The sequence below is a fragment of the Halomarina pelagica genome (assembly GCF_024228315.1).
GTDB classification, from domain to species: Archaea; Halobacteriota; Halobacteria; order Halobacteriales; family Haloarculaceae; genus Halomarina; species Halomarina pelagica.
Genome location: NZ_CP100454.1, coordinates 1,084,537 through 1,110,461 on the forward strand (window position 1 = coordinate 1,084,537; position 25,925 = coordinate 1,110,461).

30 protein-coding genes are annotated in these 25,925 nt (G+C 70.9%); 6 read left to right on the top strand and 24 right to left on the bottom strand.

Features of this window, described 5'->3' with window-relative positions:
- Nucleotides 1–17 precede the first annotated feature (17 nt).
- A complete protein-coding gene (locus tag NKI68_RS05740) occupies nucleotides 18–662 on the top strand; it encodes a class I SAM-dependent methyltransferase (protein WP_254545750.1) in 645 nt (214 codons plus the stop codon).
- A 61-nt stretch (nucleotides 663–723) separates the two neighbouring features.
- On the opposite strand, the gene NKI68_RS05745 is transcribed toward NKI68_RS05740, so the two are convergent.
- Genes NKI68_RS05745 through NKI68_RS05760 form a run of 4 tightly spaced genes read right to left on the bottom strand, consistent with a single transcriptional unit; the run spans nucleotide 724 to nucleotide 1,848 of the window.
- Nucleotides 724–1,080 carry a DUF8048 family protein gene (locus NKI68_RS05745; RefSeq protein WP_254545751.1) on the bottom strand — a complete coding sequence of 119 codons (357 nt, stop codon included), beginning with the start codon at nucleotides 1,078–1,080 and terminating at the stop codon, nucleotides 724–726.
- A 1-nt stretch (nucleotide 1,081) separates the two neighbouring features.
- Nucleotides 1,082–1,336 carry a MoaD-like domain-containing protein gene (locus NKI68_RS05750; protein WP_254545752.1) on the bottom strand — a complete coding sequence of 85 codons (255 nt, stop codon included), beginning with the start codon at nucleotides 1,334–1,336 and terminating at the stop codon, nucleotides 1,082–1,084.
- Nucleotides 1,337–1,618: a ubiquitin-like small modifier protein 1 gene (locus NKI68_RS05755; RefSeq protein WP_254545753.1), complete on the bottom strand. Its 282-nt coding sequence runs from the start codon at nucleotides 1,616–1,618 to the stop codon at nucleotides 1,337–1,339.
- A 44-nt stretch (nucleotides 1,619–1,662) separates the two neighbouring features.
- Complete coding sequence (locus tag NKI68_RS05760; RefSeq protein WP_254545754.1) at nucleotides 1,663–1,848, bottom strand: hypothetical protein; 186 nt, start codon at nucleotides 1,846–1,848, stop codon at nucleotides 1,663–1,665.
- 100 nt (nucleotides 1,849–1,948) lie between these two features.
- Here NKI68_RS05760 and NKI68_RS05765 point away from each other — a divergent pair, with 100 nt between their 5' ends.
- On the top strand, nucleotides 1,949–2,347 hold the full coding sequence (locus NKI68_RS05765) for a hypothetical protein (RefSeq protein ID WP_254545755.1): 399 nt from the start codon (nucleotides 1,949–1,951) through the stop codon (nucleotides 2,345–2,347).
- A gap of 44 nt (nucleotides 2,348–2,391) precedes the next feature.
- Here NKI68_RS05765 and NKI68_RS05770 read toward each other — a convergent pair whose 3' ends face one another.
- Genes NKI68_RS05770 through NKI68_RS05785 form a run of 4 tightly spaced genes read right to left on the bottom strand, consistent with a single transcriptional unit; the run spans nucleotide 2,392 to nucleotide 7,750 of the window.
- Entirely contained in the window at nucleotides 2,392–3,390 is a 999-nt protein-coding gene (locus NKI68_RS05770) for a cytochrome b/b6 domain-containing protein (protein WP_254545756.1), read from the bottom strand.
- Nucleotides 3,387–3,821 carry a hypothetical protein gene (locus NKI68_RS05775; protein WP_254545757.1) on the bottom strand — a complete coding sequence of 145 codons (435 nt, stop codon included), beginning with the start codon at nucleotides 3,819–3,821 and terminating at the stop codon, nucleotides 3,387–3,389. Before NKI68_RS05775 ends, NKI68_RS05770 begins: the two co-directional genes overlap by 4 nt.
- Entirely contained in the window at nucleotides 3,818–4,462 is a 645-nt protein-coding gene (locus tag NKI68_RS05780) for a 4Fe-4S dicluster domain-containing protein (protein WP_368410973.1), read from the bottom strand. The genes NKI68_RS05775 and NKI68_RS05780 overlap by 4 nt, the downstream gene beginning before the upstream one ends.
- A 45-nt stretch (nucleotides 4,463–4,507) precedes the next feature.
- Complete coding sequence (locus tag NKI68_RS05785; RefSeq protein WP_254545759.1) at nucleotides 4,508–7,750, bottom strand: formate dehydrogenase subunit alpha; 3,243 nt, start codon at nucleotides 7,748–7,750, stop codon at nucleotides 4,508–4,510.
- A 171-nt stretch (nucleotides 7,751–7,921) separates the two neighbouring features.
- Between NKI68_RS05785 and NKI68_RS05790 the strand changes: the two genes are divergently transcribed.
- Nucleotides 7,922–10,039, top strand: coding sequence for a hydrogenase iron-sulfur subunit (locus NKI68_RS05790; protein ID WP_254545760.1), 2,118 nt, complete (start codon nucleotides 7,922–7,924; stop codon nucleotides 10,037–10,039).
- A gap of 2 nt (nucleotides 10,040–10,041) precedes the next feature.
- Nucleotides 10,042–10,671: a TorD/DmsD family molecular chaperone gene (locus tag NKI68_RS05795; RefSeq protein ID WP_254545761.1), complete on the top strand. Its 630-nt coding sequence runs from the start codon at nucleotides 10,042–10,044 to the stop codon at nucleotides 10,669–10,671.
- 34 nt (nucleotides 10,672–10,705) lie between these two features.
- Here the strand turns inward: NKI68_RS05795 and NKI68_RS05800 are convergent, their stop codons facing one another.
- From NKI68_RS05800 to NKI68_RS05845, 10 genes are all read right to left on the bottom strand, one after another.
- Nucleotides 10,706–10,888, bottom strand: coding sequence for a hypothetical protein (locus NKI68_RS05800; RefSeq protein ID WP_254545762.1), 183 nt, complete (start codon nucleotides 10,886–10,888; stop codon nucleotides 10,706–10,708).
- A 56-nt stretch (nucleotides 10,889–10,944) separates the two neighbouring features.
- A complete protein-coding gene (locus tag NKI68_RS05805; RefSeq protein ID WP_254545763.1) occupies nucleotides 10,945–11,259 on the bottom strand; it encodes a hypothetical protein in 315 nt (104 codons plus the stop codon).
- Between the two features lie 97 nt (nucleotides 11,260–11,356).
- The gene (locus tag NKI68_RS05810; protein ID WP_254545764.1) at nucleotides 11,357–11,626 is read right to left on the bottom strand and encodes a hypothetical protein; all 270 of its coding nucleotides are present in this window, start codon (nucleotides 11,624–11,626) and stop codon (nucleotides 11,357–11,359) included.
- Nucleotides 11,627–11,666: 40 nt separating this feature from the next.
- Complete coding sequence (locus NKI68_RS05815; RefSeq protein WP_254545765.1) at nucleotides 11,667–12,452, bottom strand: DUF7124 domain-containing protein; 786 nt, start codon at nucleotides 12,450–12,452, stop codon at nucleotides 11,667–11,669.
- Complete coding sequence (locus NKI68_RS05820) at nucleotides 12,449–14,248, bottom strand: aldehyde ferredoxin oxidoreductase family protein (RefSeq protein ID WP_254545766.1); 1,800 nt, start codon at nucleotides 14,246–14,248, stop codon at nucleotides 12,449–12,451. The genes NKI68_RS05815 and NKI68_RS05820 overlap by 4 nt, the downstream gene beginning before the upstream one ends.
- 49 nt (nucleotides 14,249–14,297) lie before the next feature.
- Nucleotides 14,298–14,693 carry a DUF7971 family protein gene (locus tag NKI68_RS05825; RefSeq protein WP_254545767.1) on the bottom strand — a complete coding sequence of 132 codons (396 nt, stop codon included), beginning with the start codon at nucleotides 14,691–14,693 and terminating at the stop codon, nucleotides 14,298–14,300.
- Nucleotides 14,694–14,742: 49 nt separating this feature from the next.
- A complete protein-coding gene (locus NKI68_RS05830) occupies nucleotides 14,743–15,507 on the bottom strand; it encodes a TMEM165/GDT1 family protein (protein WP_254545768.1) in 765 nt (254 codons plus the stop codon).
- Between the two features lie 112 nt (nucleotides 15,508–15,619).
- Nucleotides 15,620–17,407, bottom strand: coding sequence for an archaeosine synthase subunit alpha (gene arcS / locus NKI68_RS05835; RefSeq protein ID WP_254545769.1), 1,788 nt, complete (start codon nucleotides 17,405–17,407; stop codon nucleotides 15,620–15,622).
- 67 nt (nucleotides 17,408–17,474) lie between these two features.
- Nucleotides 17,475–18,956: a tRNA guanosine(15) transglycosylase TgtA gene (tgtA, locus tag NKI68_RS05840; RefSeq protein WP_254545770.1), complete on the bottom strand. Its 1,482-nt coding sequence runs from the start codon at nucleotides 18,954–18,956 to the stop codon at nucleotides 17,475–17,477.
- A gap of 25 nt (nucleotides 18,957–18,981) precedes the next feature.
- Nucleotides 18,982–19,770 carry a helix-turn-helix transcriptional regulator gene (locus NKI68_RS05845; protein ID WP_254545771.1) on the bottom strand — a complete coding sequence of 263 codons (789 nt, stop codon included), beginning with the start codon at nucleotides 19,768–19,770 and terminating at the stop codon, nucleotides 18,982–18,984.
- Nucleotides 19,771–19,921: 151 nt separating this feature from the next.
- On the opposite strand from NKI68_RS05845, the gene NKI68_RS05850 reads away from it, so the two are divergent.
- A complete protein-coding gene (locus NKI68_RS05850) occupies nucleotides 19,922–20,347 on the top strand; it encodes a DUF4870 domain-containing protein (RefSeq protein ID WP_254545772.1) in 426 nt (141 codons plus the stop codon).
- A 94-nt stretch (nucleotides 20,348–20,441) separates the two neighbouring features.
- Here the strand turns inward: NKI68_RS05850 and NKI68_RS05855 are convergent, their stop codons facing one another.
- From NKI68_RS05855 to NKI68_RS05875, 5 genes are all read right to left on the bottom strand, one after another.
- A complete protein-coding gene (locus NKI68_RS05855; RefSeq protein WP_254545773.1) occupies nucleotides 20,442–21,005 on the bottom strand; it encodes an NUDIX hydrolase in 564 nt (187 codons plus the stop codon).
- A gap of 56 nt (nucleotides 21,006–21,061) precedes the next feature.
- Nucleotides 21,062–21,415 (bottom strand): CHY zinc finger protein, encoded by a 354-nt coding sequence (locus tag NKI68_RS05860; RefSeq protein WP_254545774.1) that lies wholly within the window; start codon nucleotides 21,413–21,415, stop codon nucleotides 21,062–21,064.
- Nucleotides 21,416–21,516: 101 nt separating this feature from the next.
- Nucleotides 21,517–22,485, bottom strand: coding sequence for an esterase/lipase family protein (locus NKI68_RS05865; RefSeq protein ID WP_254545775.1), 969 nt, complete (start codon nucleotides 22,483–22,485; stop codon nucleotides 21,517–21,519).
- Nucleotides 22,486–22,706: 221 nt separating this feature from the next.
- The gene (locus NKI68_RS05870; RefSeq protein WP_254545776.1) at nucleotides 22,707–23,717 is read right to left on the bottom strand and encodes a DUF7972 family membrane protein; all 1,011 of its coding nucleotides are present in this window, start codon (nucleotides 23,715–23,717) and stop codon (nucleotides 22,707–22,709) included.
- 128 nt (nucleotides 23,718–23,845) lie between these two features.
- Nucleotides 23,846–24,580: a profilin-fold protein gene (locus tag NKI68_RS05875; protein ID WP_254545777.1), complete on the bottom strand. Its 735-nt coding sequence runs from the start codon at nucleotides 24,578–24,580 to the stop codon at nucleotides 23,846–23,848.
- 225 nt (nucleotides 24,581–24,805) lie between these two features.
- On the opposite strand from NKI68_RS05875, the gene NKI68_RS05880 reads away from it, so the two are divergent.
- Entirely contained in the window at nucleotides 24,806–25,156 is a 351-nt protein-coding gene (locus tag NKI68_RS05880; RefSeq protein WP_254545778.1) for a nuclear transport factor 2 family protein, read from the top strand.
- A gap of 75 nt (nucleotides 25,157–25,231) precedes the next feature.
- On the opposite strand, the gene NKI68_RS05885 is transcribed toward NKI68_RS05880, so the two are convergent.
- Nucleotides 25,232–25,912, bottom strand: a complete 681-nt coding sequence (locus NKI68_RS05885) for a RibD family protein (protein WP_254545779.1) — start codon at nucleotides 25,910–25,912, stop codon at nucleotides 25,232–25,234.
- Nucleotides 25,913–25,925 lie beyond the last annotated feature (13 nt).

Below are 25,925 nucleotides of genomic sequence, written 5' to 3' on the forward strand. Positions count from 1 at the left end.
CGTCCCTACCGGGCGACATGTCCGCGCCCGCCACCGATCGGCCCGCCAAGTCCCCCGAGGAGGTCCGCGACCTGTACGACGAGCAGGCCCCGCGCTTCGAGCGCTACGGCTGGATCGAGGAGCGCCTCGTCGGGCGCTACCGCGAGCGGCTGTTCTCCCGGGCGACGGGGCGCACCCTCGACGTGGCCTGCGGGACGGGACCGAACTTCCGCTACTTCCCCGAGGGGGTCGCCCTCACGGCGGTGGACCTCAGCGAGGGGATGCTCGCGGCGGCCGATCGCCGGGCGGCCGAACTGGGTCTGGACGCGGACCTCCGGGTGGCCGACGCCGAGGCCCTCCCCTTCGAGGACGACAGCTTCGACGCCGTCGCCTCCGCGCTCTCGACGTGCACGTTCCCCGACCCCGTCGCGGTCCTCCGCGAGATGGACCGGGTCTGCGCGCCCGACGGCGAGATCCTCCTGTTCGAGCACGGGCGCAGCGACGTCGCCCCCGTCGCCCGCCTGCAGGACTGGCTCGCCCCGCGGCACTTCCGCCGGATGGCCTGCCGGTGGAACCAGGAGCCGACCGACCTCGTCGCCGAGGCGGGCCTCTCCGTGGAGCGGGTCCGCCGGAACGTCCTCGGGGTCTTCACGAGCATGGTCGTCGCGCCGAGCGACGACTGAACCGGGCGTCGCGGTCGGCGCGACCGGTCGCACCGGGGGCGGCCCCTCCGCGTCTCCGCGGTCAGTCCTCCTTCCCGACGACGACCGCCTCGCGGATCTCGAGGGCCGTCTCGAACTCCTCGCGCCGGCCGAGTTCGCTCCCGACGCGGCGGAGGTGCTCGGTGTGCGCGCGCTCGACGGCGTTCGCCTCGCGGCGCTCGAGTCGCAGGCGTGCGCTCACCTCCTCCCAGTGGCCCGCCTCGACGAAGAAGACGCAGGACTCCTCGTTCTCGTGGGCGAGTTCGTAGCGGCGGCGGTACTCCCCCAGACGGGGACCGAGGTCGTCCTGGACGTGTTCGACGAGGTCCGGCAGCAACTGCGGGCCGACGCTCGCCTTCGCGGCGGCCAGCAGGAGCGCGTTGCCGTCGATGGGGTTCACGCTACCCCCCGGCGCGCATCGCCTTGCGATCGAAGTCCTCGATCAACTCCTCCAGGACGGCCTCCTCGCCCTCGAAGGCGACGGTCACCTCGGTGAGGCGGATCGATCCGGCGACGTCCACCTTCTCGGCTGAGAGGTCGGCCCGCCAGCCCTCACCCTTGACGGTACCGTCGTCGACGCGCTCGCCGCCGAGGTTCTCGAGGTACTGGACGGCGAGGCGCGTCGAGATGCCGCGGTAGGACTTCTCTCGGCGCATTCATCCCCCCGCGACCGGCGGGAACACCGACATCGAGTCCCCGTCCTCGAGCGTCGTCTCCGTGCCGTCCATGTGCAGCACCTCGCGGCCGTTCTTGAGGACGCTCAACTGGGAACGGATGTCCCCCTCGTCGTCCAGCAGGAGCCCCTCGAGGCCGTCGAACTCCGATTCGAGCGCGGCGAGCACCTCCCCGACCGTCGCGCCCGCGTCGTACTCCCGCTCGATGGTCTTCGAGCCGACCGCCTCGCGGAAGTTCGCGAAGAACCGCAACTCCAGTTCCATGGTCCTATCAGTCGTCCGGGCGTGATAAAGCCACGCGGGTTGGGCTAGCCCATCGCGACGCTCAGCACCATCGCGGCGACGAACAGGGCGACGACGCCGGCGACGAGCGGTCCCCACGGGGTCTGCGTCTCCCGCCGTTCGGTCCATCCGATCCAGGTGACGCCCGCGATGCCGGCGACGGCGACGAGCACGACCGCGACGCTGTACAGCAGGTCGAGCAACGACGACATGTGGCGTGCTACTGACCGAACCGTACTAAGTGTGTGCGTTGCTGTCACCCGGCCGACGTGACAAGGTATATCGCGGTCGGTCGCAAGGTGTGACACACGGATGCGAATGGAACTCCGGGTGTGCAAGCACTGCTACGAGGGGGAGCACGGTAACCCGCAGAAGACGGCGGTGACGCGGGACATGGTCCGCTGTGCGGAGCGGGTCCGGGAGTACAAGGACCTCATCGACCTCGACGCGCTGTACGTCACGAAGGTCCGCGACGGCGACCCGGGCGGCGCGGAGGCGCTGCCGGTCATCGTCGCGAGCATCGAGAACGATCAGATCTCGCTCTCGGACACGCAACTCGTGATGGAGGACGACGACGGGAACATGCTCGTCTACCCCGATCCGAAGGACGTCCTCGAGGTGCTCACGCGAAACGTCGATCAGATCAGCGCCCACACGCGACAGGACGTCACCGTCGAACTCTCGTCGGAGGGGGCGGAGCTGTTGACGTGAGCGAGGAGACGGAACGGGGAGAGGCCGCCTAACGGCGGTCCGTCTCAGTCGTCGTGCGGGCCGCCGTCGGTCGTCGTCGCGCGGCCGCGCTCGCGCACCTGTCGCTCGTAACGCGAGCGCAGCACGTTCCCGTACACCGACAGCACCAGCCCGAGGAACAGCACGAGGATGCCGACGTTGATGCCGACGGTGAGCAGGACGTTGGCAGGTCCGCCGCCGATCGTGAGCGTCTCCGGCACGGGATAGCCGGAGTCGTAGATGCTCCCGACGAGGACGCTCACGATGCCGACGACGACGGCCAGCCCGGCGACGTTGACCGCCCAGTTCCAGGAGGGACGCACCGAGAGGAGTTCGATGCCGGTCCCGTCGCGGCCCTCGTCGTCGGGGTGGGGGACGTCGCGCTTCGGGACGAACGCCTTCAACTCGACCGGGTAGAACGCCGGGTGGAACCCGTGCTCGAAGATGTGGAACATCACGCCCATCAGCATGATGACGCCGAGCAGGCCGTGGAACGCGACGAACGCCATCGCGGCCGTCTTCGTCTGGAAGAACCCCATCAGCGTCGGCTTGCTCCAGATGAGCAGCCCGGAGATCATCAGCAGCGTCAGTTCGACGCTGAAGATGAAGATCACGCCCTTGCCGACGTACGACAGGAGCGGCACCTCGTCGGCGGTGTAGCCCGCGAACTGCCGGGCGTGCGGGTGGCGCTCGTCCGCCCGCCCGAGGAGGAACTTCACGTCCTGGACGAACGCCTGCGTGTCGTTCTTCAGGTCCGGGAGGACCTCGCGGAAGTTACGTCGTCGTCCCGGCCCGACGATCATGAACGTCATCCAGAAGACGGTGAGGACGATGAGCCCGAACCCGGCGAGTCGGTGGAGCGCGAGGACGCCGGTGTTGCCGCCCATCAGGGCGAGCAGCCACCAGAGTTCGTCGTTGAACATGACCGCGTACCCCGTGAAGAACAGGAGGAACACGTCGAGCGCCAGCAGCGAGTGGAACACCGTCGTCGTCCGGGTGAACTTTCCGTGGTCCAGGTTCGTCATCGCGGGTCACCTCCGCTCCCGTTTCCGCCCGTGCCATCGCTTCCGGCCCCGATTCCGTCCGGGTGATCCCCGGTCCCGACGCCGCCGTCGGTCGCCACGGCTCCCGCGTCGCGGCTCCCCCGGGTCGAGCGCATCCGCGCCGCGAGCCGGTGGAAGATCCCCCAGTGGACGAACACCATGAACAGGACGAAGATCCCCATCAGGACGTCCACCGCGTGGGTGAGCTTGATGAGCGCGACGAGCCACGGGACGGTGTTGCCCTGCTCCCAGTTCGCGCCGACGCCGCCTCCCTCCACCGTCGGCCGGACGCGAAACAGTTGCTCGTAGAAGAGGTCGACGCTCCCGGTGACGTACCAGACGGCCGCGAGGGCGACCGCGAGGCCGACGAACGCGCTGACGAGCAGCGCCAGGGTTTCGCGTCCGCGGCTCATCGGTCGAACACCTTCGCCTCTTGCTTCCCGAAGACGATCTCCATCGCCTGCTGGTTGAACGCGGGGGCGGATCCCCGGCGGTCGAGTTCGCCGGCGATGTCGCTCGCGCTCCCGACGAGGATGGCGTCCGTCGCGCACTCCTCGGCGCAGGCCGGCCCCTTGCCGATCGACTGGCGCTCCTCGCACATCGTGCACTTGTCCATCGTGCCGCCGGTGCCGAAGATGCGGGCGGCCCCGTCGTCGGCCTCGGGGAACTGCGGCGCGCCGAACGGACACGCCGAGAGGCAGTACTGACAGCCGACGCAGAGGTCGTCGCTGACCTGCACGAAGCCGTCGCCGTTCTTCTGCAGGGCGTCGGTCGGACAGACCGACACGCAGGGGGCGTTGTCGCAGTGGTAACACTGCATCGGGATGCTGGTCTCGCCCGGGAACGACCGCTCGTTGAGCGCCTTCCCGCTCGAGGCGTTCATCCCCTGGGACTCCTGACCCTCGAACATCGTGGCGATGGAGATGCGCTGTTCCTGCGGGGGCAACTCCCACGTCCGCTTGCACGCGACCACGCAGCCGCCGCAGTCGATGCAGGCCTCCACGTCGGGGAAGATGCGCGCCCCCTCGCCCGTGCTCATCACGCCCTGGCTCATCCGGTCGCCCTCGATTGGATCGTTGGCAGACATGTTAGTGATAGATCATTGTATCGTCTTGTGGTCGCGGACGTCGTACTCCTTCTGGATGCCGATGCGGTCGCGGTCCTGCGGGAGCGTGAGGTCGACGTCCATGTTCAGTTCCTTCAGCAGCGCCGGCGTGGCCTTCCGCACCTTGACGAGCGCGGCCTTCGTCTCCTGCATCTGCGTCTCCGCGTCGTAGCCGCGGGAGGTGATGATGTTCACGCTGTCGCCGATGGCGTAGGGGACCGTCCCCTCGGGGTAGCGGTCCTCCAGGCTCTTGCCGTGGTAGACGCCGCCCCAGTGGAAGGGGAGGAACACCTCGTCCTGGCGCGGTCGGTGCGTGACCCGCGCCTTCACGAGGACCGACCCGCGGTCGGTGGTCGAGACGACGACGAACTCGCCGCCGTCGACGCCAAGTTCCTCCGCGCGCTTGGGGTGGATCTCGGCGTACATGTGCGGCTGGAGGTCGGCGAGGAAGACGTTCGAGCGCGACTCGGAGCCGCCGCCCTGGTGTTCGACCTGCCGACCCGTCGTCATGACGAGGTCCATCCCCTGCTTCTGTGCGGCGGTCGTCGCCCGCTTCTGGATCGCGGCGTTGTTCTGGTTCAGCCGGTAGAAGTTCGTCTGCAACCCGTTCGCGGGCCACTTCTCGACGAGGTCCGGTCGCGGGCTCTCGATCGGTTCGCGGTGGATCGGCACCGTGTCGAGGAAGTTCCACGCGACGCCGCGGGCGCGTCCCCTGCCGGTCGGCGGGTCCGGCTGTTTGAAGTCGTACTGTTCGTACTTCGAGGGGTCGATGTCCGACGCCGCGCCCTTCGGTCGGAGCTGTCCCGCGTCGCCGAGTTCCTTGAGCCGCTTCGCGGCGTCGTAGATCGACTTGTCCGGCCTGAGCGCGTACTCGTAGGGGATCGACAGCGCGTCCGGGTTCGTGATGTCCTGCGGCCAGGTCGTCGTCCAGCCGGGGTACTCGGGGACGCCGCGGACCGTCCCGCTGAAGTCGGTGTCCCAGTCCGGTTCGTAGGGCGCGCGGAGCATGTCCAGGGCCGCCTCGCCCCCCTGCTCGACGGTGTGCTTGAACGGGTACGTCCGCTGGTCGGGGACGTTCCCCGACTGGACCATCTGCCGCCACTCGTCGGGCGTCGGGGCCTTCGTCCCCCAGCGCGCGCGGAAGTCCTGTCCGCCCTCGCGCGGGTCGAGGTCGTCGCGCCAGATGATCGGCGTCCCGGGGTGGCCCTCGCCCCAGCACGGCCACGGGAGACACCAGTAGTCGCCGCTGACCGGCAGGCCGGGCTTCGCCGCCCGGGTCGTCTCGGTGCTGAACGCGTAGTCGTACTCGTAGTGCTGCTGGAGGCGCTCGGGCGACTGCTGGTAGCCGATAGTCCGCACCCCGAGGTTGATCTCGCGGAGGCAGTCCTCGTAGGTGGTCTTGCCGTTGAACAGCCCGGGACCGGACCCCCAGTCGAAGTGCTCGGGGAAGCCGAGTGTCGCGGCGAACTCCTGGATGATTTGCATGTCCGGCTTGGCGCTGTGCGACGGCGGCCTGACCGGGTTGCGCCACTGGACGGCGCGGTGGGAGTTGGTGAGCGTCCCGTGGTGCTCGTACTGGCTCGAACAGGGAAGCAGGACGACGCCGTCGTCCCGGTTCGCCATGACCGACGCGAGCGACGGGAACATGTCGACGATGACCAGCAGGTCGAGGTTCTCCATCGCCTTCTTCTGCTTGTCCATCTCGCTGATGGAGTTGGCCGAGTGGCCGTGGAACACGGCGGCCTTCACCCGGTTGGGCTGGTACAGCGGCGTCTCGTTCAGCCGCTCCTCCCTGGGGAGCGCCCCCTCGAACCAGCGCGCGACGGTCAGCCCCTTCTGGAGCATCATCGACCGACTGCTGAACTCCCGGCCGCCGTTCTCGAACGTCGCGGACGCCTCGCCGTCCTGGTCCCGCCACTTCCCCTTCGGCATCAGGTCGTAGCGGTCGAACAGCTCGCCGAAGCTGGTGCTCCCGCTGGTCCACGGACTCTCGTTCCAGACGTCAGCCCAGTACATCCAGGAGCCGGGGGAGGTCACGGAGTAATATCCCGGCAGGATGTGGCTGTTGGGACCGAGGTCCGTCGCGCCCTGCACGTTCGAATGGCCGCGCATGACCTGCATCCCGCCGCCCGCGCGGGCGATCCCGCCGGTCGCCAGCCCGGTGAGCGCGTACGAGCGGATGTTCTGCGTCCCGTTGTTGTGCTGGGTGCCGCCCATCGCCCACTCGATCTGGACGTTCGGCTTGTTCTCGATCATCAGGTCGCCGATCGTCCGGATGTCCGCCTCGTCGATCCAGGTGATGTCGGCGACCGTCTCAAGGTCGTACTTCTCGAGTTCGGCCTCGACGTCCGGCCAGCCGACGACCCGCTCGGTCAGCATCGTCCGATCGAGTTCGCCCCGGTCGCGCAGGTAGCGCAGCAGTCCCATCATCAGCGCGACGTCGGTCCCCGGCCGGATGCGGAAGAAGTGATCGGCGTGCGCCGAGGTCTTCGTGTAGCGGGCGTCGACGGAGACGACGGTCCCGCCGCGGCGCTGGCCCTCGAGGATGTGCTGCATCGCGATCGGGTGGGCCTCGGCGGGGTTCTGCCCGATGATGAGGTTCAGCCCGAAGTGCCGGTAGTCGTTTATCGGGTTGGTCATCGCCCCGTAGCCCCACGTGTTCGCCAGCCCGGAGACGGTCGTCGAGTGGCAGATGCGCGCCTGGTGGTCGACGTTCGTCGTCCCCCAGAACGCGGCGAGCTTGCGGAACGCGTAGGCCTCCTCGTTGCAGTGGTGGGCGCTCCCGAGCCACATCACGCTGTCCGGGCCGTACTCCTCGCGGATGCGCCCGAACTCGTCGCCGATCTGCTTCCACGCCTCGTCCCAGGAGATCTTCTTCCACTCCCCACCTTCGAGGCGCAACGGGTGCTTCAGGCGCTTCTCGGAGTGTTCGCTCCCGTAGATCGACGCGCCCTTGGAGCAGAGCGACCCGTTGTTGATCGGGTTCTCGAACCACGGCTCCTGTCCGACGAACGCGTTCCCCTTGCGCTCGGCCTTGAACCCGCAGCCGACGGCGCAGAAGTTACAGATCGTCTTGACGAGTTCCGAGTCGTCGTCGCTCGCGTCCACGCCGTCCTCTCCGTCCTGTGCCAGCGCCCGTCCTGCCGCGCCCCCGCCCAGGGCGAGCGCCCCCGTCAGCGCGCTCGCCTTCAGGAACGACCGACGGTCGAGGTCGAGCGAAACCGGCTCCGCACTCATATGTCAACCCCCACGTCCATGCTAGTGTCTATCATCGCTCCACTCGTCGCGTTTCCATAAGCGTTGTTCACGATAGACTACCAGTAGGAGCAAACTCACGACGTGATAATACTATAACTATTATCGTCGGGTCGCAACTCCTTTGCCCGTCGAACTCGCTTCCAGGAACGGATGAACGTCGGAGCCTTCGTCTGTTCCTGTGGGGGCACGTGCGACATCGACCTCGAGGGGGTCCGCGAGGGGGTCCAGGGGGTCGACGTGGTCGCGAGTTCACGGCTGCTGTGTCAGGACGGCCGCTCGGCGATGCGGACGGTCATCGACGAGTACGACCTCGACCAGCTCGTCGTCACCACGCCGGAGTCGAGCTGTCAGGAGCGCGTCCGCGCGGTCGCCGAGGAGGCCGGCCTCCACCCGGCGGCGACCGCCTTCGTCGACCACCGGGAGGGTGCCGGGTGGGTGCACGACCGGGCCGCCGCGACGGAGAAGACCGCCCGGCTCCTCAACGCCCGCTGGGCCGGTCTCGCGGAGGAGGCGGCGACGCGCTCGGTCTCGCGCGAGGCGGGCGACCGGGTCGCCGTCGTCGGGGACGCCGAGACCGCCGCCGCGCTCGCGTCGGACGCCGACGTGACGCTCGTCGCCGACGGCGGGGAGTTCGCGGACGCCGACGTCGACCTCGACGACGTGACCGTCGAGCGCGGTCGGGTCGTCGCCGTCGATGGCGAGTTCGGCGCGTTCGAGGTGCGCCTGCGCGCCCGGGTGACCGAGGAGTGCGTCTCCTGCATGAAGTGCGTCCGCGAGGGTCCGGACGGGGCGGTGACCGCCCGCCCCGTCGACATCGCTCCCGACGCCCCGCGCGGCGAGTGGGCGACCCGCTGTCCGACCGACGCCATCGACCTCGACGGCGTCGAGCGGGCGCTCGAGTTCGACCAGGTCGTCTACCCCGGCGGGCCGGCGATGTCGGTCGCCGGCCGCCTCGGCTACTACGACGGTCCCGTGGACGCCGGGACGGTCGCCGCCGTCGAGTCGCTGCTCGGCGGCGTCGAGAAGCCGGACTACCTCGACCTCGAGATGGACGTCTGCGCCGCCGGCGCGTCGAGCCAGGAGGGGTGTACCGCCTGCACGGACGCCTGTCCCCACGACGCCGTCGGCCGCCCGACGCCCGACTCGGTCTCGTTCGATCCGGTGGCCTGCGAGGGCTGCGGCGCGTGCACGAGCGCCTGTCCGACCGGCGCGACGCGGCTCCGCGAGCCGTCGAACCGCCGGCTCGCCCGCGAGGTCGAGGCGCTGCTCGACCCCGGCGAGGACGGCGGCGGCTGGCTGTCGTCGCTCTCCCGCGGTCGCGGAGCGGGCATCGAGACGCCGGTGATCGCGTTCGTCTGCTCGGAACGGGCCGCGCGCACCCTCCGGGAGTACGGCCGCCGCGCCGCCCGCGAGGGCCTGCGCTACCCGCCGCTGCTCCCCGTGTCGGTCCCCTGCGCCGACGCCGTCGGGGAGGCCCACGTCCTCCACGCGCTGGCGGCCGGGGCGGACGGCGTCGCGCTCGTCGGCTGTGGCGAGTCGTGTCTCCACTCGGGTCCCGACCCGAAGGCGGCGCTCGTCGAGCGCCTCGATCGGGCGACGCGGGACCTGGGGCTGGGCGAGCGCGTCACCTTCCTCGCGCCCGACCCCGACGACTTCGCGGGGTTCGCTGACGCCGCGACCGCGTTCGTCGAGGGGCTGGACGCCTCGCCCGTCCCCGCGGGCGAGCACGAGGCGACAGGCGGTTCCGATCGAATCGCGGACCGACCCGCGTTCGACACGCACGACTGGGCGCTCGAGAGCGTCCGCGCGGTCCTCGATCACGTCGAGCCGGAGCGGACGGTGATCCGCGGGCTCGCGTCGTTCGGCCGCATGACGGTGAGCGACGACTGCACGTTCACGCCCACCTGCTCCAACCTCTGTCCGACCGACGCCATTCGGCGCACGGAGACGGACCTGGAGTTCGACCACGAGCGGTGCGTGAACTGCGGGCTCTGCGAGGAGGGCTGCATCGAGGACGCCATCTCGATGGAACCGGGGCTCGACCTCGACCTGCTCCCCGAGCGCCGCGACGGCGACCCGTGGGTGACGGTCGCGGAGGGCGAACTGCTCGAGTGCCGTCGCTGCGGCAAGCCGTTCGCGAGCGCCGCGAGCGCGGCGAAGATAGAGGAACGGGTCGGCGACCTCGTGACCGGCGTCGCGCCCGACGCCGAGGGGAGCATCTTCGAGTACTGCGGCGACTGCCGCGCCGCGCTCGTGTTCGACTGGTAATCATGAACGACGACGCAATCTACGACGCGCGCATCGAACTGATCGACTTCCTCGTCGAGGTGTTCTGGGACGTCCCGACCGAGACGTTCCTGGAGACGCTGCTCGCGGGGGAGATCAGGACGCCAGAGGGCTCCGTGAACGAGGGACTCGACCGCGGGTTCGAGCACCTCCGGACGTTCGTCGCGGCGAACGAGGGAGCGGACCTCGACGCCGTCCGCGACCGCGTCCGCACGGAGTACACCAGGGTGTTCGTCGGGCCCCGCCCGCCGGTGCTCCCCCACGAGTCGTACTACCGCGAGGACTCGGACTTCCTCGGCACGGGGCTGGCGGCGGTGGAGTCGAGCTACGCCGCCGCCGAGTGGTCGCCGCCCGAGGACTACCCGGAGGAGAACGACTTCGTCGCGGTCGAACTCGCCTTCCTCAGGGCGCTCGTGGACCGTCAGCGCCGCGGCGACGGGGACGCCTTCGGCTACGAGCGCGTGTTCCTGGAGGAGCACCTCGACCGGTGGGTCGAGGCGTTCGCCGACGACCTCCGGGAGGAGACCGAGTGCGACCTCTTTCTCGCCGCGGGGGAGATCCTGGAGGGGCTCGTCGAGTTCGAGCGCGAGATCGTCTCACAACAGGTCCGATAACTCCGCTGCGGTTCGCCACTTCCGTCGTCCGTCCCTACTCGTTCCCGCCGGCCTCGCCCTCTGCGGCGTCGTCCTCGCCCGCGTCGTCACCCTCTCCCTCGGGATCGACGCAGCCGCAGTTCACCTCGTAGGGACCGACGCCGTGGTCCCAGATCGCGTGTCCGTCGTAGGTGTTGACCCCCAGGGTCGGCCGCCACCCGCTGTCCTCGTGTGTCATGGGGTGGCAGTCGACCGGCGCGCGCTTATAATTTATCCCGTCGGGGCGGTCGCGGCTCAGCCCTCGCCCTCGTCGAGGAAGACGGCCGCGAACAGGTCGACGTAGAGGCCGAGCAGTACCGACGGGTCGAGTCCCGCGTCGGCGGCGCGGTCCGCCAGGAACGCGTCGAGTTCGGGAGACGGCTCGTACGCGACGGTCCCATCCGCGGCGTCGAACTCGACCTCCGTCGCGCCGGAGACGAGGTACTCGATCTCGAGGAGCGCCTGCTCGACTTTCACCTCGAACGCCTCGTCGGGGGGCAGGTGTCGCCGGTCGCCCCACTCCGCGGCGGCCGCGAGGAACCGCTCGCTCGCGTCGAAGGTGAGCGTCACCGCGCTCCTCCCGATCGGCGTCCCCGCATCGGTTCGATGGGTCCCCCGGTCGGTTCGGCGCGCTGGCTCGACGGCCGACGCGGACGAACGCGACCCATCACCGCGGCGGGAACTCCTCGGGTCCCGGCCCCGCCTCGCTCGCCTCGCCGTACAGGGAGACGAACAGGAAGACGACGACGAGCAACACGACCAGTCCGACGACGCCCGAGACGACCGGCTGGCCCACGTACTCGCCGCCGAGTCCGGCGACGCGATCCATGCGGTTCCAGACGTTCAGCGCAGTCAGCCCGAGCCACGCGACGGCCAGGATGACGGCGAACGGGACGATCCGCAGTCCGTTGTCAGTGAGTGCCGTTCTGATGCTCATTGCTATCGCTCGTCGGGGGGGACGGGTGCCGGCGTAAAAATCATTCCGCCAGTTCCCACCCGGCCTTCTCGGCGGCCGTCGCGAGCGGGACGAACTCCCATCCGGCGGTCGCCGCGACGCCCTCCTCCGCGGGCAGGCCGACGAGGACCATCCGCTCGGCGTAGAACATCGAGGACGGATCGACGGCGGCGAGTCGCTCGGCCGCGTCGGTCCCCGTGCCGTTGAAGAAGTCCGCGTCGACGCCGTGGGTTCGCTGGAACGTGTTGATGACGTGCGCGGGGACGTCGCCGACGATGCCGACGTAGTCGCTCCACGTCTCCGCGTCGGCGACCGCCAGGCGCGGGTCGGCGAGCCGTCGGAGCGCCTCGTACGTGAACGCGAGCGTCATCCCGACGGGATCCTCGCTCCCGCCGTGGCCCGCCCACCCCGACCGCCCGTCGGCGACCGACCGCTCGTCATCGGCCGACCGCTCGTCGCCCGTCGCCCCCTCGCGCTCGGCGGCCCGTTCGGCCGTCGCGCCGCCCGCCCCCCCGCGCTCGACGGGGATGCCGACGGGCCGGTCGTCGTTCGATCGGGGGACGCGGGGGATCGGCCCGCCGCTCCCGGCTTCGGCTCCGGCGTCGGCGCGTTCGTCGACGCCGTTCTCGTCACCGCCGCGCTCCCGTCCCTCCCCGTCGTCCCCGGTCGCCTCCGCGGACGGCGCGGCGTCCGGTTCGTCCGCCGGGTCGCCCTCGCCGCGCCAGAACCAGTCGCCGCGGTTGCGCTCGCCGTCCGAATCGTCGCGGTCGTCCCCCGCGAGGTCGTCGAGGTCGATCCTGTCGGTCATGGCTCACCCCGCCGGTCGTCCCCGTCGTCCCCGTCGTCGCCGGCATCGTCGAGCGGCGTCGCGTCGTCCGCCGTCTCGAGGAGGTCGAGGCGGGCGAGCGTCGCCCGCGTCGGCAGGCCGTTCTCGCCCCAGCCGCGCGCCGCGTAGTAGGCGTCGAGGAGGCGCTCGAACGCAGCCGGGTCGATGGCCCGCGCCTCGTCGCCGTCGAGCGGTTCCCGGAGCGGTTCGGGCAGCCGGTCGTCCGTCCGGTCGAACCCCTCCCTGGCGTTGAACAGTCGCGTGAGGTTCCAGACGCGCTCCCCGAGGCGGGCGAGTTCCTCCCTCGTGTAGTCGAGGCCCACGGCGGCCAGCCACTCCGCGCCGAGGTCGTCGAACGTCTCGGCGACGAAGTCGTCGCCGACGAGGCACCAGCGGACCGAGCGGGCGTCCTGCGCGCTCACGACGGCCCGAACGCGCTCCGCGTCGGTCCACGTCCCCGCCGCGAACGCCTCCGCCTCGATCGGGCGGGCGCGTCGGTGGCAGGCCCCGCGGTCGCTCGTCGCGTAGGCGAGGGCCATCGCCGGGGCGACCCGGGGATCGTAGGCGGGCAGTTCCATCGACTTGACGGTGGGGACGAACTCCTCGCCGCCGTAGGTCGCCGCGGCGGCGGCCACCCCGTCCGCGAGCGCGTCGCCGAGCGGCGTCGATCGGGTCGCGATCTCGCGGACGAGTCCCCGGGCCGCCTCCGGGTCGCCGAACGCGAGGTCGCGGTCGATCAGCCCCCGCTCGGCGGCGCGGATCGCCCACGCGACCGCGCTCCCGGCGCTGATCACGTCCACCCCGAGGCGGTCGCACGTCGCCCCGAGCGCCGCCACCGCGTCGGCCTCGTCGATGCCGAGGCCCGCCCCGAGGCTCATCGTCGTCGCCCCGCGAGGGACGCTCTCGCCGTCGTCGGTCTCGACGCGGAACCCGCCCGGGACGGCCCGGTCGGGGTGCTCGCGGCCGACGGCGCGCTCGCGGATCGGCTCGACGCCGATCCCCTCCGCCCCCTCGAAGCGCCCGGACTGCCAGCCGCGGGTGGCGAGCGCCCCCACCTCGTTGGCGAAGTCGAGGCTCTCGACCGTCTCGCCCGCCGCCTGCCACCGCCCGACGTCGCTCTCCTCGTAGGCGCGCTCGTAGCGTTCGCGGAGGTCGGCGTGTCCCTCGGGCGGGTCGCCGCGCGCGACGATCGCCTTCAGGCGCTTCGCGCCCATCACCGCGCCCGCGCCGCCGCGGCCCGCGTGGTGGTCGCCGCCGTCGGTCGCGACGGTGGCGTACGCGACGCGCGATTCGCCCGCCGGGCCGACGCAGGCGACCGCGCCGTCGTACGCCGCGTCGGTCGCCTCGGCGTCCGCGCCCGCGAGATCCGCCGCCGGGCGGAGACGCGCGTCGCCGTCCTCGACGACGAGCGCCGTCCACTCGTCCGCCCGCCCGGTGACGAGGAGCGCGAGGCAGTCGGGCAGCGCCCCGGCGAGCGCGTCGGGGAACGCCCCGCCGCCGTAGGAGTCGAGGAAGGTGCCCGTGAGCGGCGACTTCGTGACGGCGGCGTAGCGCGACTCCCCGGGGAGGTACCCCGACAGCGGTCCGAGCGCGAACGCGAGCAGGTTGTCCGGCCCGAGCGGGTCGGTCCCCGGCGCGAGTTCCTCGTACAGGTAGCGCGCGCCGAGGCCCTTCCCGCCCAGGAAGCGGCGTCGCCACTCCCCGGGGACGCGCTCGCGCTCGACGGTCCCGCGGGTGAGGTCGACGCGGAGGATCGAATCGCGGTGGCGACCGGTCATTCGAGTCGGGATAGGACCGTCGCGGGGAAAAGTGTGACCGCGGCCGGCATCAGTCCTTGAACACGTCGCTCAACCGGATGCCGTCCTCGACGATGCGGTAGTTGCGCTCCTGGTCGAGTCGGGCCGCGAGTTCCTCGTGCTCGTAGAGCTGGGCTATCAGGTCGGCCTGGAGGTTGCGCCACGCGATGGCGTAGACGGGCGACTGCCCCCACGCCCGGAGTTCGGGGATGAACTCGTCGTACCGCCGCGCGCGCTCCTCCAGGTGCTCGACAACGTCCATCGCGAACCCCGCCGCCTCCGCGTCGTCGTCGGCCTCCCGGATCGCGCGGTTGACGCGGTCCTCGAGCCCCTCGACCGCCCGCCGCATGTCGGCGGCCGCGGTGCCGTCGTCGTCGGGGAGCACGTCGATGATCGGCTGTGGAACGCCGAGCGAGATCTCGTCCATGCCTGGACGTGCCGCGCGAACGGTAAAAAGGCTCTCCGGTCGGGGCGACCTACCGTCCCGCCGCGACCGCCCACCCGAGCAGCCCCAGCACCACCACCGCGAGGACGGCGAGTAGCCCCGTCGCCGGGAGGACGCCGAGCACCAGCAGTCCGAAGGCGAGGAAGACGGCGGCCGCGGCCGCCTCGACGGCTCGGGTGGGGAGCCAGCGCTCGACGCGCTCGCCGACGAGCGCGTCGATCCCCGTCCGGAGGGCGAGGGCGGCGATCACGCCGACGAACACCGACAGCGGCGCGTCCGGGAACGTCGCCGCGAGGTCGATCGTCAGCAGTTGCGTCTTGTCGCCGAACTCCGCGACCAGGACGAAGGCGAAGCTGGCGAGGACGCCGCCGTAGGTCCCCAGCCGGCGGAGCAGGCCGTCGGGGAGGAGCCGTCCGGTCAGCCCCACGTCCAGCCCGCCGCCGGTCAGGGCGGGACCGCTCGCTTCCCCACCACTCGTCCGCCGGTACGCGCTCCGCGCGGTCCAGAGGCCGAAGGCGACGAACAGCCCGCCCGTCAGCGGCGCGATCAGGCCCCCCGGGAGGACCCGGACGAGCCACGCGCCGAGGGCGACCTCGAGCGCGCTCCAGAGCGCGAACGCGCCCATCGCGCCCAGGAAGACCTTCTTCGCGTCGTAGCGCGAGGCGAGCGTGACGACGACGAGCTGGCCCTTGTCCCCGACGGTCGCGAGCAGGTTGACGAGGAAGGCGGCGACGAGCGGGCCGTACCCGGCGTACTGGGAGACGACGGCGTCGACGCCGGGCTGTGCCACCGTCACGTCGCGCCACCGACCGTGGCGGTCGCTCGGTTCATCCCTGTCGGTCGTAGGATTAGACGCGGGTAAAGTCTGTTCGTGGCGGCATCGAATTCCGCCACCGCCACCACCACCGTCAGCGGTCGCGCTCCTCGACGTGGCGCACCTCGACGGCGACGCCGCGGGTGCTCCGTTCCATCTCGTCGCCGCTCATGGCCGCCCGCCCGACGGCGAACGCCCGCGGGCCGGAGACGACCACCTCGTCGCCCACGCGGATCGACCCGCTCGCGTCGAGCACGCCCGGCGCGAGGACGCTCCCCTGCGGGACGAACCCGTCGATCTCGACGCGCTTCGTGGGCGCGTCGCTCTCCGCCCAGCGCCGCCCGCCGGCCAGCGTGAGCGCCAGCGTGCCGTACTGCGGGACGAGCGTCGCCAGTTGCTCGCCCTCCCGGTTCACCCGGAGGGAGGGCCACCGCCCGCCGGTTCGTATGTGATCGAACAGCGCGTCGCCCGCGGCAGTCTCCGCGCCCGTCCCCGCCCCCGCGCCGTCCTCGCCGAACTGGTAGTCCGCGATCGCGCGCACCGTGTTGTGCTCGCGGGTGCGCTTCTGGTAGGCCGACTCGCCGTCGAGCGCCGCTCTGAGGTTCGCCAGCGACTCGTCGGTCGTGGGGTGGTCCTCGACGGTGAACTCGAACTCGACGCCCGCGCGCTCTGCGGCCCGCTCGACGATGTCGACGTAGCCGCCGGGCGGCACGTGGGCGACGCGGTAGGGGTAGTCGGTGCGTTCGAGGTAGCGCGCGAGCACCGACGCGACGAACTCGATCTCCGTCTCGGTCCAGCGCCCGGTCACCACGGAGTCGTAGTGCTGGGCGGGGTAGGTGAGTTCGAGTTCCTGCGGGACGACGCCGATGGGCGAGGTCATCGACACCTTGTGCGCGCGGTAGCCGATCGCCTCGTGGAACTGCCCGTGGCTCTGTGACTCGCCGTAGGGCTTCCTCGCCGAGCAGGGCACGAGCACGAGCGGCTTCTCGAAGCGGTTGCGGTAGCGCGTCGTCACGCGCTCGGCGAACCGCTGGATCTCGACGCGCCGGAGCGAGTCGTCGCTGGCGGCGAGCAGTTCCGCGCGCCGGACGACCGGCGTGCGCTCCTCGACGTAGCCGTACTGCCCGTCGAGGCGGCGGAACGTCGCGGTGAGCCACGCCCCGTGGCGGGCCTGCCCCTCGACGTAGTCCCGGAGGCGGCCGGCGCGGATCCGCTCGCGCACCGTCGCCAGCGCCGCCCGGAGCGCGTTCACGTTGTGCTCGGCGCAGTCCTCGCGGGTGAACGACTCGCGGGGCGTCCGACACGCGGGGCAGGCGCAGGGTAACTCCTCCAGGTCTTCGAGGAACGCCTCGCCGTCGGTCGTCTGGTAGAACCCCTCCAGCCCGCGGACGTAGGCGCGGTGCGAGTCGACGAGGTCCGCGCCCGCGTAGCAGAGCGTGGCGACGTTCGCCGGCGTGGCGACCCCCGAGAGCAGGAGCGCGGTGTCCGGCGGGATCGCCCCGCGCACGTCGACCATCGCCTCGACGAACGCCCGGGCGTGGCCGCGCAGTCCGGGGGCCTCCGAGAGGACGTAGGCGTCCGCGCCGCGGTCGCCCGCCGTCCCCCGGGAGATCACGGCGGCGCTCGGGAAGTCCACGTCCGGGTAGTCGACGGCGAAGGCCTCCTGCACCTCCGGGGCGGTCCCCGCGGGGAAGGCGCGGTGGGGGAGGACGGTGAGGACGGCCTCGTCGCCCTCGGGTCGCTCGCGGTCCTCGGGCCAGAGGCTCCCGGCGTCCTCGACGTAGCCGTCCGCGAGCGCGGGCGTCGGCACCGACTCGGCGAGGCGCAGTTCGCCCAGCCGAGCGGGGCCGTCGCGCTCGTGGACCTCGAAGTAGTCGGTCATTGCCGCCACTCCGGCGTCGGCGTTGAACTATGTTTTCTTGTTCGCCCGCGGCCCGCCGGCGCGCGGGCTACCGTTCGCTCTCCCGGGCGGCCAGCGATCGCACCGCCACCCCCTCGGGCAGCCGCGCCAGCGCGCTCTCGGGCCACTCCCAGTGGGCGACGGTGAACGACGCGCCGGGGTTCGCCTCGGCGAGCGCGCGCACTCCGTCGGCGGCCCGCTCGTAGGCCGCCCGCGTCGGGGTCTCCGGCACCTCGGCGGTGAACGGGTAGGTGTCCGAGAGGTGGCGCGGAAACGGGCCGAAGGGCGGGACGAGCCGCCAGGTGGCGTCGAAGCTGTCGTCGTCGCCCCCCTCCGTGAGCAGTACCTCCCCCTCGAGGTCGAGCCGCGCGAGGCGCTCGTGGTGGCGCAGGACCTCGGGACGGCGGGCCGACTCGGCGGAGACGTGGAAGAACGCGTCCTTCACGGCCGGATCGGTGCGTTCGAGCTGCTCTGCGTGCGCCAACAACTCGCGGTAGCCGTCGAGCATCGCCGGGTGGCCGCGGGCGCGTGCGTCGACCAGTTCGAGGAGGTTCCCCCGGCGGATCGCCCCCTTCACGCGGCGCAGCTCCTCGAACGTGACGTGGAGGTTGTGCCGGGCGAGCAGTCGCTCGCGCGCGTCGTCGTCGCACGAGGCGACCTCCTCGGGGGAGTGCGCCACGCAGACCGGACACGAGCAGGGGAAGTACTCGAGTTCGTCCAGGTGTTCGGTGCCGCGGACGGTGAGATAGCGGTCGTCGCGGGCGTAGAGCGCGTAGGCGGCGGAGTCGAACAGGTCGCAGCCCATCGCCACGGCGAGCGCGAACATCATGGGGTGGCCCGCGCCGAAGAGGTGGACCGGCGCGTCGAGCCCGAGTCCGCGCTTGGCGGCGGCGACGACGCGCACCACGTCGTCGTAGCGGTAGCTGTTCAGGAGGGGGACGACCGCCCCGACGGGGAACACGTCGAGGCCGGTCCCGTAGGCGTCCCGCGCGGCCGCCTCGCGGAGGTCGAGGTGCGTCGATCCCTGCACCGGCGCGGTGACGAGCATGTCGCCCACGTCGATCGTCCCCGCGAGTTCGAGGCGCTCCTGCGTGATCGCGAGTTCCGCCTCGGCGCGCTCGCGGGAGACGTCGGGCGGCGTCGGGATGTCGACCGGCGTGCCGACGTCGCTCCCGACGTCGCGCTGGAAGCGGAGGATCTCCTCGGTCGTGGTGTCGATCTCGCCGTACTCCGCGAGCTGGAACGAGCCGGAGTCGGTCATGATCGCCCCCGAGAAGTCATAGAGGTCGTGGAGGCCGCGGGAGAGCGCCTCCTCGCGGAGGTCGTCGCTCCCGGCGAGGATGTAGCCGTTCGTGATGAGGATCTCCGCGCCGAAGTCCGCCTCCAGTTCGGCCGGCTCGATCGTCCGGATGTGCGGGTTGATGACGGGGAGGAGCGCGGGCGTCTCGACGGTGACGCCGGCGCGCGGGACGCGCAGCTCGCCGATGCGTCCCCCGGCGTCGAAGGCCCGAAGCTCGAAGCAGTCGCGCATTGGGCGAGGTTCCGCGAGCGCGTCACTAAGGGTTGCGTTCCGCCGCCAGCGCCGGGCCGACCAGCGGCGTCGCCTCGGTCCGGTACCGCTCGTAGAGCGACTCGCCCCACGCGTAGGCGTCGGGGTCGTCGGTGTCGACGAAGACGCGCAGCGCGCCGGTGTCCGGGTCGTACCCGCCGATCCCGACGCGGTCGTCGAACAGCGCCAGCCCGCAGGGCACCTCCTCGTGGACGCTGAGCGCGAGGTTCCCGCTCTCGACGGCCGCCGCGCCGCGCTCGGGGTTCGACTCCAGGATCTCCTCGACGACCGAACTCGGATAGACGACGTCCGTCTCCATCCCGTCGACGATTCGCTCGTAGATCCCCTCGACGTGCATCGGCGCGACGGTGGTCGTGTCGAACCCCCGCAGGCTATCCGTCCCCTCGACGAGCGTCATGAACCGTCGGACGGGGCGATAGGGCGCGCCCGCCCCGGCGGTCGTCACCGTCGCGTCCGCGAAGCGCTCGACGTCGAGGTCGAGCGCGATGGGATCGACGAGGGCCAGCAGCGGCGACAGCCGTCGGATCGCCCGTCCCGCCCGGTCGAGCGACGCGACGCGCTCGGCGACGATTCGCCCCGCTCCGGTGAGCCGGTACCGGCCGTCGCTCCGCTCGACGAGCCCCTCGTCGTCGAGCGCGCGCATCGCCCGGTGGACGGTCGGCTTCGACACGTCGAGCGCCGCCTGCAGGTCCCGCCGGTCGTGCGGGCGCTCGCGCAGCGCCGCGAGGAACGGGCCGCGCCTGACGACGCCGACGAGCCAGTCCGTCTCCGCCATGACACTCACGTTACCGACGGCGTACTTAACGGTATCTCACGGATCGATACCGGTTCGACCGGCGATCACCGTCTCGGGGCGTGAAACCGGATTACTCGGTGGGTATAATCCGATACCGACCGGTCAGCTACTCGGTGATACCCGTATGGCAATGACCGAACCGACGGAGTCCATCGACGGCGCGGAACCGACCTCGACCACCGACAGCGGCCTCGACAGCACCGTCCTCGCGGCGCTCTCGTACGTCCTCGGGTTCGTCACGGGGCTCGTCGTCTACCTCGTGGAGCGCGACGACGAGTACGTGCGCTTCCACGCGGCACAGAGCATGACCGTCTTCGGCCTGCTCTTTCTCGCGAGCGTCGCGCTGACGGTGATCCAGACGGTCGCCCTCGGCGTCCTGTTCGTCGACGTCTCGACGTTCGTCGTCGGGAGCATCGTCTCGCTCGTGCTGAGCCTGGTCGGCATCGCGCTGTGGCTCGGCGGGATCGCGCTGTGGCTCTACCTCATCGTCCGCGCCTACCAGGGGAAGACCCCGCGCATCCCCGTGGCGGCGGGGCTCGCGGACCGGCTCGTCTGAGCGGCGCTCCCCGCTCTCTCCGCTCCCGTTACTCGGCTCTCCACTCCGCTCCCCGCGTGACCCTTCCTCCCTCCGTCGTTCGCCGCTCTTCGCGTTACTCCTCCGCCCCGAACAGTTCGTAGTAGAGCACCGCGAGCACGGCCCGCCCGTCCCGCACGTCGCCGTCGCGGACGGCCTCGCGGAGCGCCCCGTACGCCACCGTGGTCGGCCGGATCGACTCGTCGAAGTCGAGGTCCTGCCCGGCGGCGGGCTCGCAGCCGCGGGCGACGAAGTAGTTGTGGACCGAGTCGGCGACGCCGTTGGCGGGCTCGACGGTCACGAGCGGCGCGACGCGCTCCGCCTCGTACCCCGTCTCCTCGCGGAGTTCGCGCCGGGCGGCGGCCGCGAGGTCACCGTCCCCCGGTTCGACGGTCCCGACGGGGAGCCCGCGGTTGACTCGCTTGACCGCCTGTCGCCACTCGTCGATGACGACCACGTCCCCCGCCCGGGTGAACGGGAGGACGACGACCGCCTCGGGTTCGCTCAGGTAGTCGAAGTCCGTCTCCGTGCCGTCGGGGAGCCGCACCTCCTCGTGTCGGACGTCGAAGCCCGGGCACGCGTAGGCGACGTGCCCGTCGAGCGTCTCCCAGGCCAGCTCCCGCGACTCGTCGTCGGTCATTGCCGGAGTTCGGGAGGGCGGTCACAAAAGCCCCTCGTCCGTCGATCCCTCGTCCGTCAATCGACGGCGAAGTACCGATCCGCGTGCCGCGCGCAGCCGGGGTTGAACGCCGCCCCGCACGCCGGACAGACGTGGTCGCACGCGAGGTACGCCGCGACGGTCAGCGTCGTCCGGCACGCGCCGCACAGCACCGCGGGTTCGTCGAACCGCTCGGGGGGCCAGCGCGCCGCCTCGTGGTCGGCCAGCGCCTCGTGACAGGCGTGACAGGGGTAGTAGACGCCGCAGCAGGGGAACGCGACGGCGATCACGTCGCGCTCGCTCGCGTAGTGCGCGCAACGGGTCTCCCCGTCCGTCGAGACGCCGCGGAGCGGGACGTCGAACCGCGGGTCGCGCGCCTCGGTGCCCTCCATGCGCGCCGATAGTTCGGCATCGCGTAAAAGATCTCGTCCGATCGTGCTCTCGTCCGGTCGTCGCCCCGCCCGCCGACTGGCGACCGTCCTCCGTCGCGCCCTCAGGCCAGCCCGTAGAGTTCCCGGTAGGTCGGGTCGGGGACCCGGTCGGCGGAGCACCGCGGGGTCGGCGTTCCGGGGGTCGACGCGGGGGCGACCCAGTCGTACACCCGCTCGATCGCCTCGGGCGACGCCCGGACGCCCTCGTGGTCGGTCCGGAGCGCGAGGTTCTCCCGGGCACCGGCGAGCGCCGGGCTCTCCCGGCAGCCCCAGAACAGGTCGTCGTCGGTCCCGCGGATCGTGTAGTAGGCCACGTCGCCCGGCGTCTCGTCGGCGTTGAGCGCCGACAGCGGGTGGTCGGCGTGTCGCTCGTAGTCGTCGCGGAGGACGCGACAGACCGAGAGCGGTCCCGCGGTCGTTCCGAGCCGACAGCAGAGCGTCCCGAGGCGCAACCCGTGGTTGGCCCCCGCGAGCCCGACGAACGTCTCGACCCGCTCGTGACCGTCGTAGGACCGCAGCCACCAGCGCGCGCCGGTCACGCCCAGGCTGTGGGCGACGAGGGCGACCTCGTCCCGCCCCGTGTACGCAAGGACGCGCGAGACGAACGCCTGTAACTGCTCGACCATCGCCCGGTGTCCCGTCGTCGCCTCGGAGAAGGTGATCGCCCACAGTTCGTCCCCGCGGTAGCCGTTGTCGAGGAAGTACTCTGCGTGCGGGTTCCAGTCGCAGGCGTCCCGCCCGTTCCCGTGGACGAACACGACGGGCGGGCGCGACGCGCCGGGGGCCGTCCCGAAGTGCTCGTGACCGCCCCACCCGCCGTAGCGCCCGCCGGCGTCCCAGGGGAGTCGGTCGTCGTCCGTTCGGCCGTAGTCGCAGCCGACTCGACAGCCGTCGCCGCCGAGCGGCCCGAACGACCGACCCGGCGTCTCCGGCGGAAACGAACCCCCTGCCGTCGCCGCTCCCCCTCCGGAGTGATCGAACGCCGATACCCGCGGCTGCCCGATGTCGCTGTCGTGTGCCTCGTGTGCCATATCCGCGACTGACGCTTCCCGGCGACCGGTGTTATATGTTCTGTAACGCTCCCGAAAATTCGATGAACGTCCGTTTATTACTTCGGTCAGTGGTAAATTAGTGATATAATCAACGACCGTCGCCGAGACGTGACTCCCTCGATGCGCGAGCGGGGGTCCGTCGTCGAACGGTTCTCCGCGGTCGGGGACTCGGGCGCGGAGTCTCTCGCTCCCCCTCGTACTCACCCGTCGGTGATGAACGGGTTGAGCAACGGCATCCGGCTCACGACGGTCGAGACGCGGATCACGTACGACAGGAGCAGCGATATGGGGACGAACCCGACCGTCATCACCAGGCTGAATACGACCACGGCGTTCCGCTCGCCGATCGTCAGCCCGCCTCCCGACGTGTAGACGAGCATGCCGAGCGCGGTGACCACCAGCGAGGGGATCCCGACGTAGAGGAGGAGACGGGACAGCGTCGCGAGTTCCTGCTGCATGTACAGCGTCTGAATGTACTGTCGGGCGATGTTGAAGTGACGCAGCAGTCTCTCCAGCGTCTCGAGCGTCTCGATCGACTCCCGCGGCAGCGCGTCGGCGTACCGGAGGCGGAGGCGTCGCGCACCGTGGATCTGCCTCGCCGAACGGTAGAACAGCATCTGGACGAGCACGTCGAAGTCGCCGAACTCGGCGCGGGAGAGGGCTTCGTCCAGAACCGCCGTCAACTCGACGATCGACGTCGCGTATCGCTCGACGTCCCGCCGCGTCCGTTCGGTCCCCGCCTCGCTCGCGCCGGAGCGAACCTCCGCGGCCCGGTCCGAGATCGCCCCGATGACTCCCCGCAGGAACTCGATCGGGTCGACAGACCCGACCTCGATTCCTATCGTCTCCTCGACACGCCGTCGGAACGCCTCGATCCCCTCGTTTCGCTCGCGCAGGGAGTGGGGCTTACCGAACTCGCGGGACAGGACGAGCTGGTTGATCGTGATGACGATACTGATCAGCGTGAAGTTCCCGGCGATGACGACGCTCAACAGCAGGGTGACGGTGGACGCGTTCGTGAAATCGAGGACGCCGATCCAGCCGAGGGAAAGAAACGAGAGCAGCACGCCGACCAGGATCAGCCCCGCGACGGTCCACCGGTTCGCATCGAAGAGGAGCCAGCGTTCGAGTTGCGACTCCGCGGGGAGCCTGAACTGGTACTCGTCCTCGGGGAGGTCCTGCGGCGGCAACTCGGTCTGTTGCTCCTGCATGCGGCCACCTCGACGGCACGCCGGTTTAACCGATGGGCTGGCGAACTACCGGCGACGCCGGGACCGCGCCGCGATCGCGCCGCCCCGTCGGTATCGCGGGTACCGCGGGCGGTTCGGAGTTCGAGGTGTTACTCGCGTTCGCCCCGGATCGAGACCCGCGAGAGGTCGGCGTCGAGGTCCTCGACGTGGTCGTTGAACGCCTCGACGAACGCCGGGAACTCGTCCGCGTGCCGCCGGAGATCGGGCACCGACGGCGGGCCGTACTGCGAGAGCAGGTACGTCCCGCTCCCCCCGCCGACGCGCAGGTAGGACGCCCGGTCCTTCTCGCGCTTCAGTTCCCAGCGCGCCCCCGAGACCGTCGCGGAGAACGTGTCGTAGTCGGTGCCATCGTACCGGTGTAGCTCGGCGGCCATGGCGTTCGCGACCGCGCGGACGCGCTCGACGATCCGGTTCCGATCGGCCACGATCGAATCGGTCGACGCGACCTCGGGGGCGTCGGTCGAGACGCCGTCGAGCGCGCCCTCCAGCGACGCCACGTACCGGTTGAACGCCTCGACGAACGCGCCGTAGTCCTCCATCGCCGCCGCGAGCGCGTCCGGATCGGGCGAGCGCCTGGTCGAGACGACGTACGTCTCCCGCCCCGACGCCTCGAACCGGAGGTACTCGACGTCGCCCGCCTCGTACTTCAGCGTCCACGTCCCGGCGCTCGTCTCGAACGACGCTCGGCCGTAGTCGCCGCCCTGCAACAGCGCGAGTTCGCGCGCGATCCGCCCCGCGTGATCGGTCACCCGCGCGACGAGTTCGTCTCGCCGTCTCGCGATCTCCTCGGTCTCCGCGACCTCCGCGTCCGTTCCCTTCGTCATCTCTCCCGGTAGGGTGACGAGCGGCATAACCCCTCTGACGCCGCCGTCGGTGGGACGGACGAGGCCGGCGCGGACGCCCCGACGGCCGTCCTCCCTCCGCGCCCCGCCACCGTCGTCGGCGCACCCTCCGCCGTTCGTGACCGTTGGGCAACAAATTATACAGTGGGGCACCGAATCTCCCTTCCCGTCCGGAGTTCCTCCCGAGGAAACGGACGGGGACCGATCATGAGCACGACAGAAGCCGTCCTGGACCGACATCTCGAGGCGTTCGGCGCGCAGGACATGGAGGCGATCCTGGCGGACTACGACGACGACGCCGTCGTCATCACGCACGCCGGGATCTACCGGGGCATCGACGAGATCGAGGAGATGTTCGACGGGCTGTTCGAGGAGTTCTCGGCCCCCGACGTCAGCTTCTCCCTCGACGAGCGGATCGTCGAGGACGAGTACGCGTTCATCGTCTGGCACGCAGAGACGCCCGAGAACGACTACGAGTTCGCGACCGACACCTTCGTCGTCGACGACGGTGAGATCGAACTCCAGACGTTCACCGGGAAGATCACGCCCAGGGAGTGAGGATCGCGCCCGGGGTGCGGTTCCCCGGGTCGCACGCTCCGACGCTGGAGACGCTCGTCGTCTCGACCGATCCCCTCAGTCGAGCGCGTATCGCAACTGGAGGAGGTCGTCGTCCCGCCGCTCGACGCCGAGGAGGGAGAGCGACGCCGCGGGGGCGCTCTCCGACGGGTCAGGTCCGCGGACGAACGACCGGGGGGACGTCCCGCCGACGAGGTACGGGTGGACGAGGACGCTCACCTCGTCGACGAGTCCGGCGCGCAGGAGCACGCCGTTCAGCGTCCCGCCGCTGTCGGTCAGGACCGTCTCCACGTCGTACCGATCGGCCAGTTCGGCCAGCGCCTCGCGGAGGTCGACGTGGTCGTCGCCCGCTTCGACGTAGTCCACCCCCACGAGGCCGAGGTACTCCACGTACTCGTCGGGCGTCGCCGACGAGATCAGGGCGACCATCTCCCCCCAGTACGGTTGTTCGTCGAGGAGTTCCCAGTTGCGGACCCGTCCCTCGCTGTCGGGAACCGCGAGCAGCGGCGCGTCCGCGTCCGGCGCGCCATTCCGCGGTTTCTGCGCCTCCCTCGCCACCGTCTCCCCGGGTTCCTCGTCCATCGAGTCCGACTCCGCGAACAGCGTCTCGCTCCCGACGAGGTGGGCGTCGACGTCCCACGCCGACGCGACCTCGTAGAAGACGCCGATCTCCGGCGGGAAGCCGTCGATTCGCCCGTCGACGCTCACGGCGTTGTGAATGATGACTCGTGGTAGCATGTTGTTTCGTCCC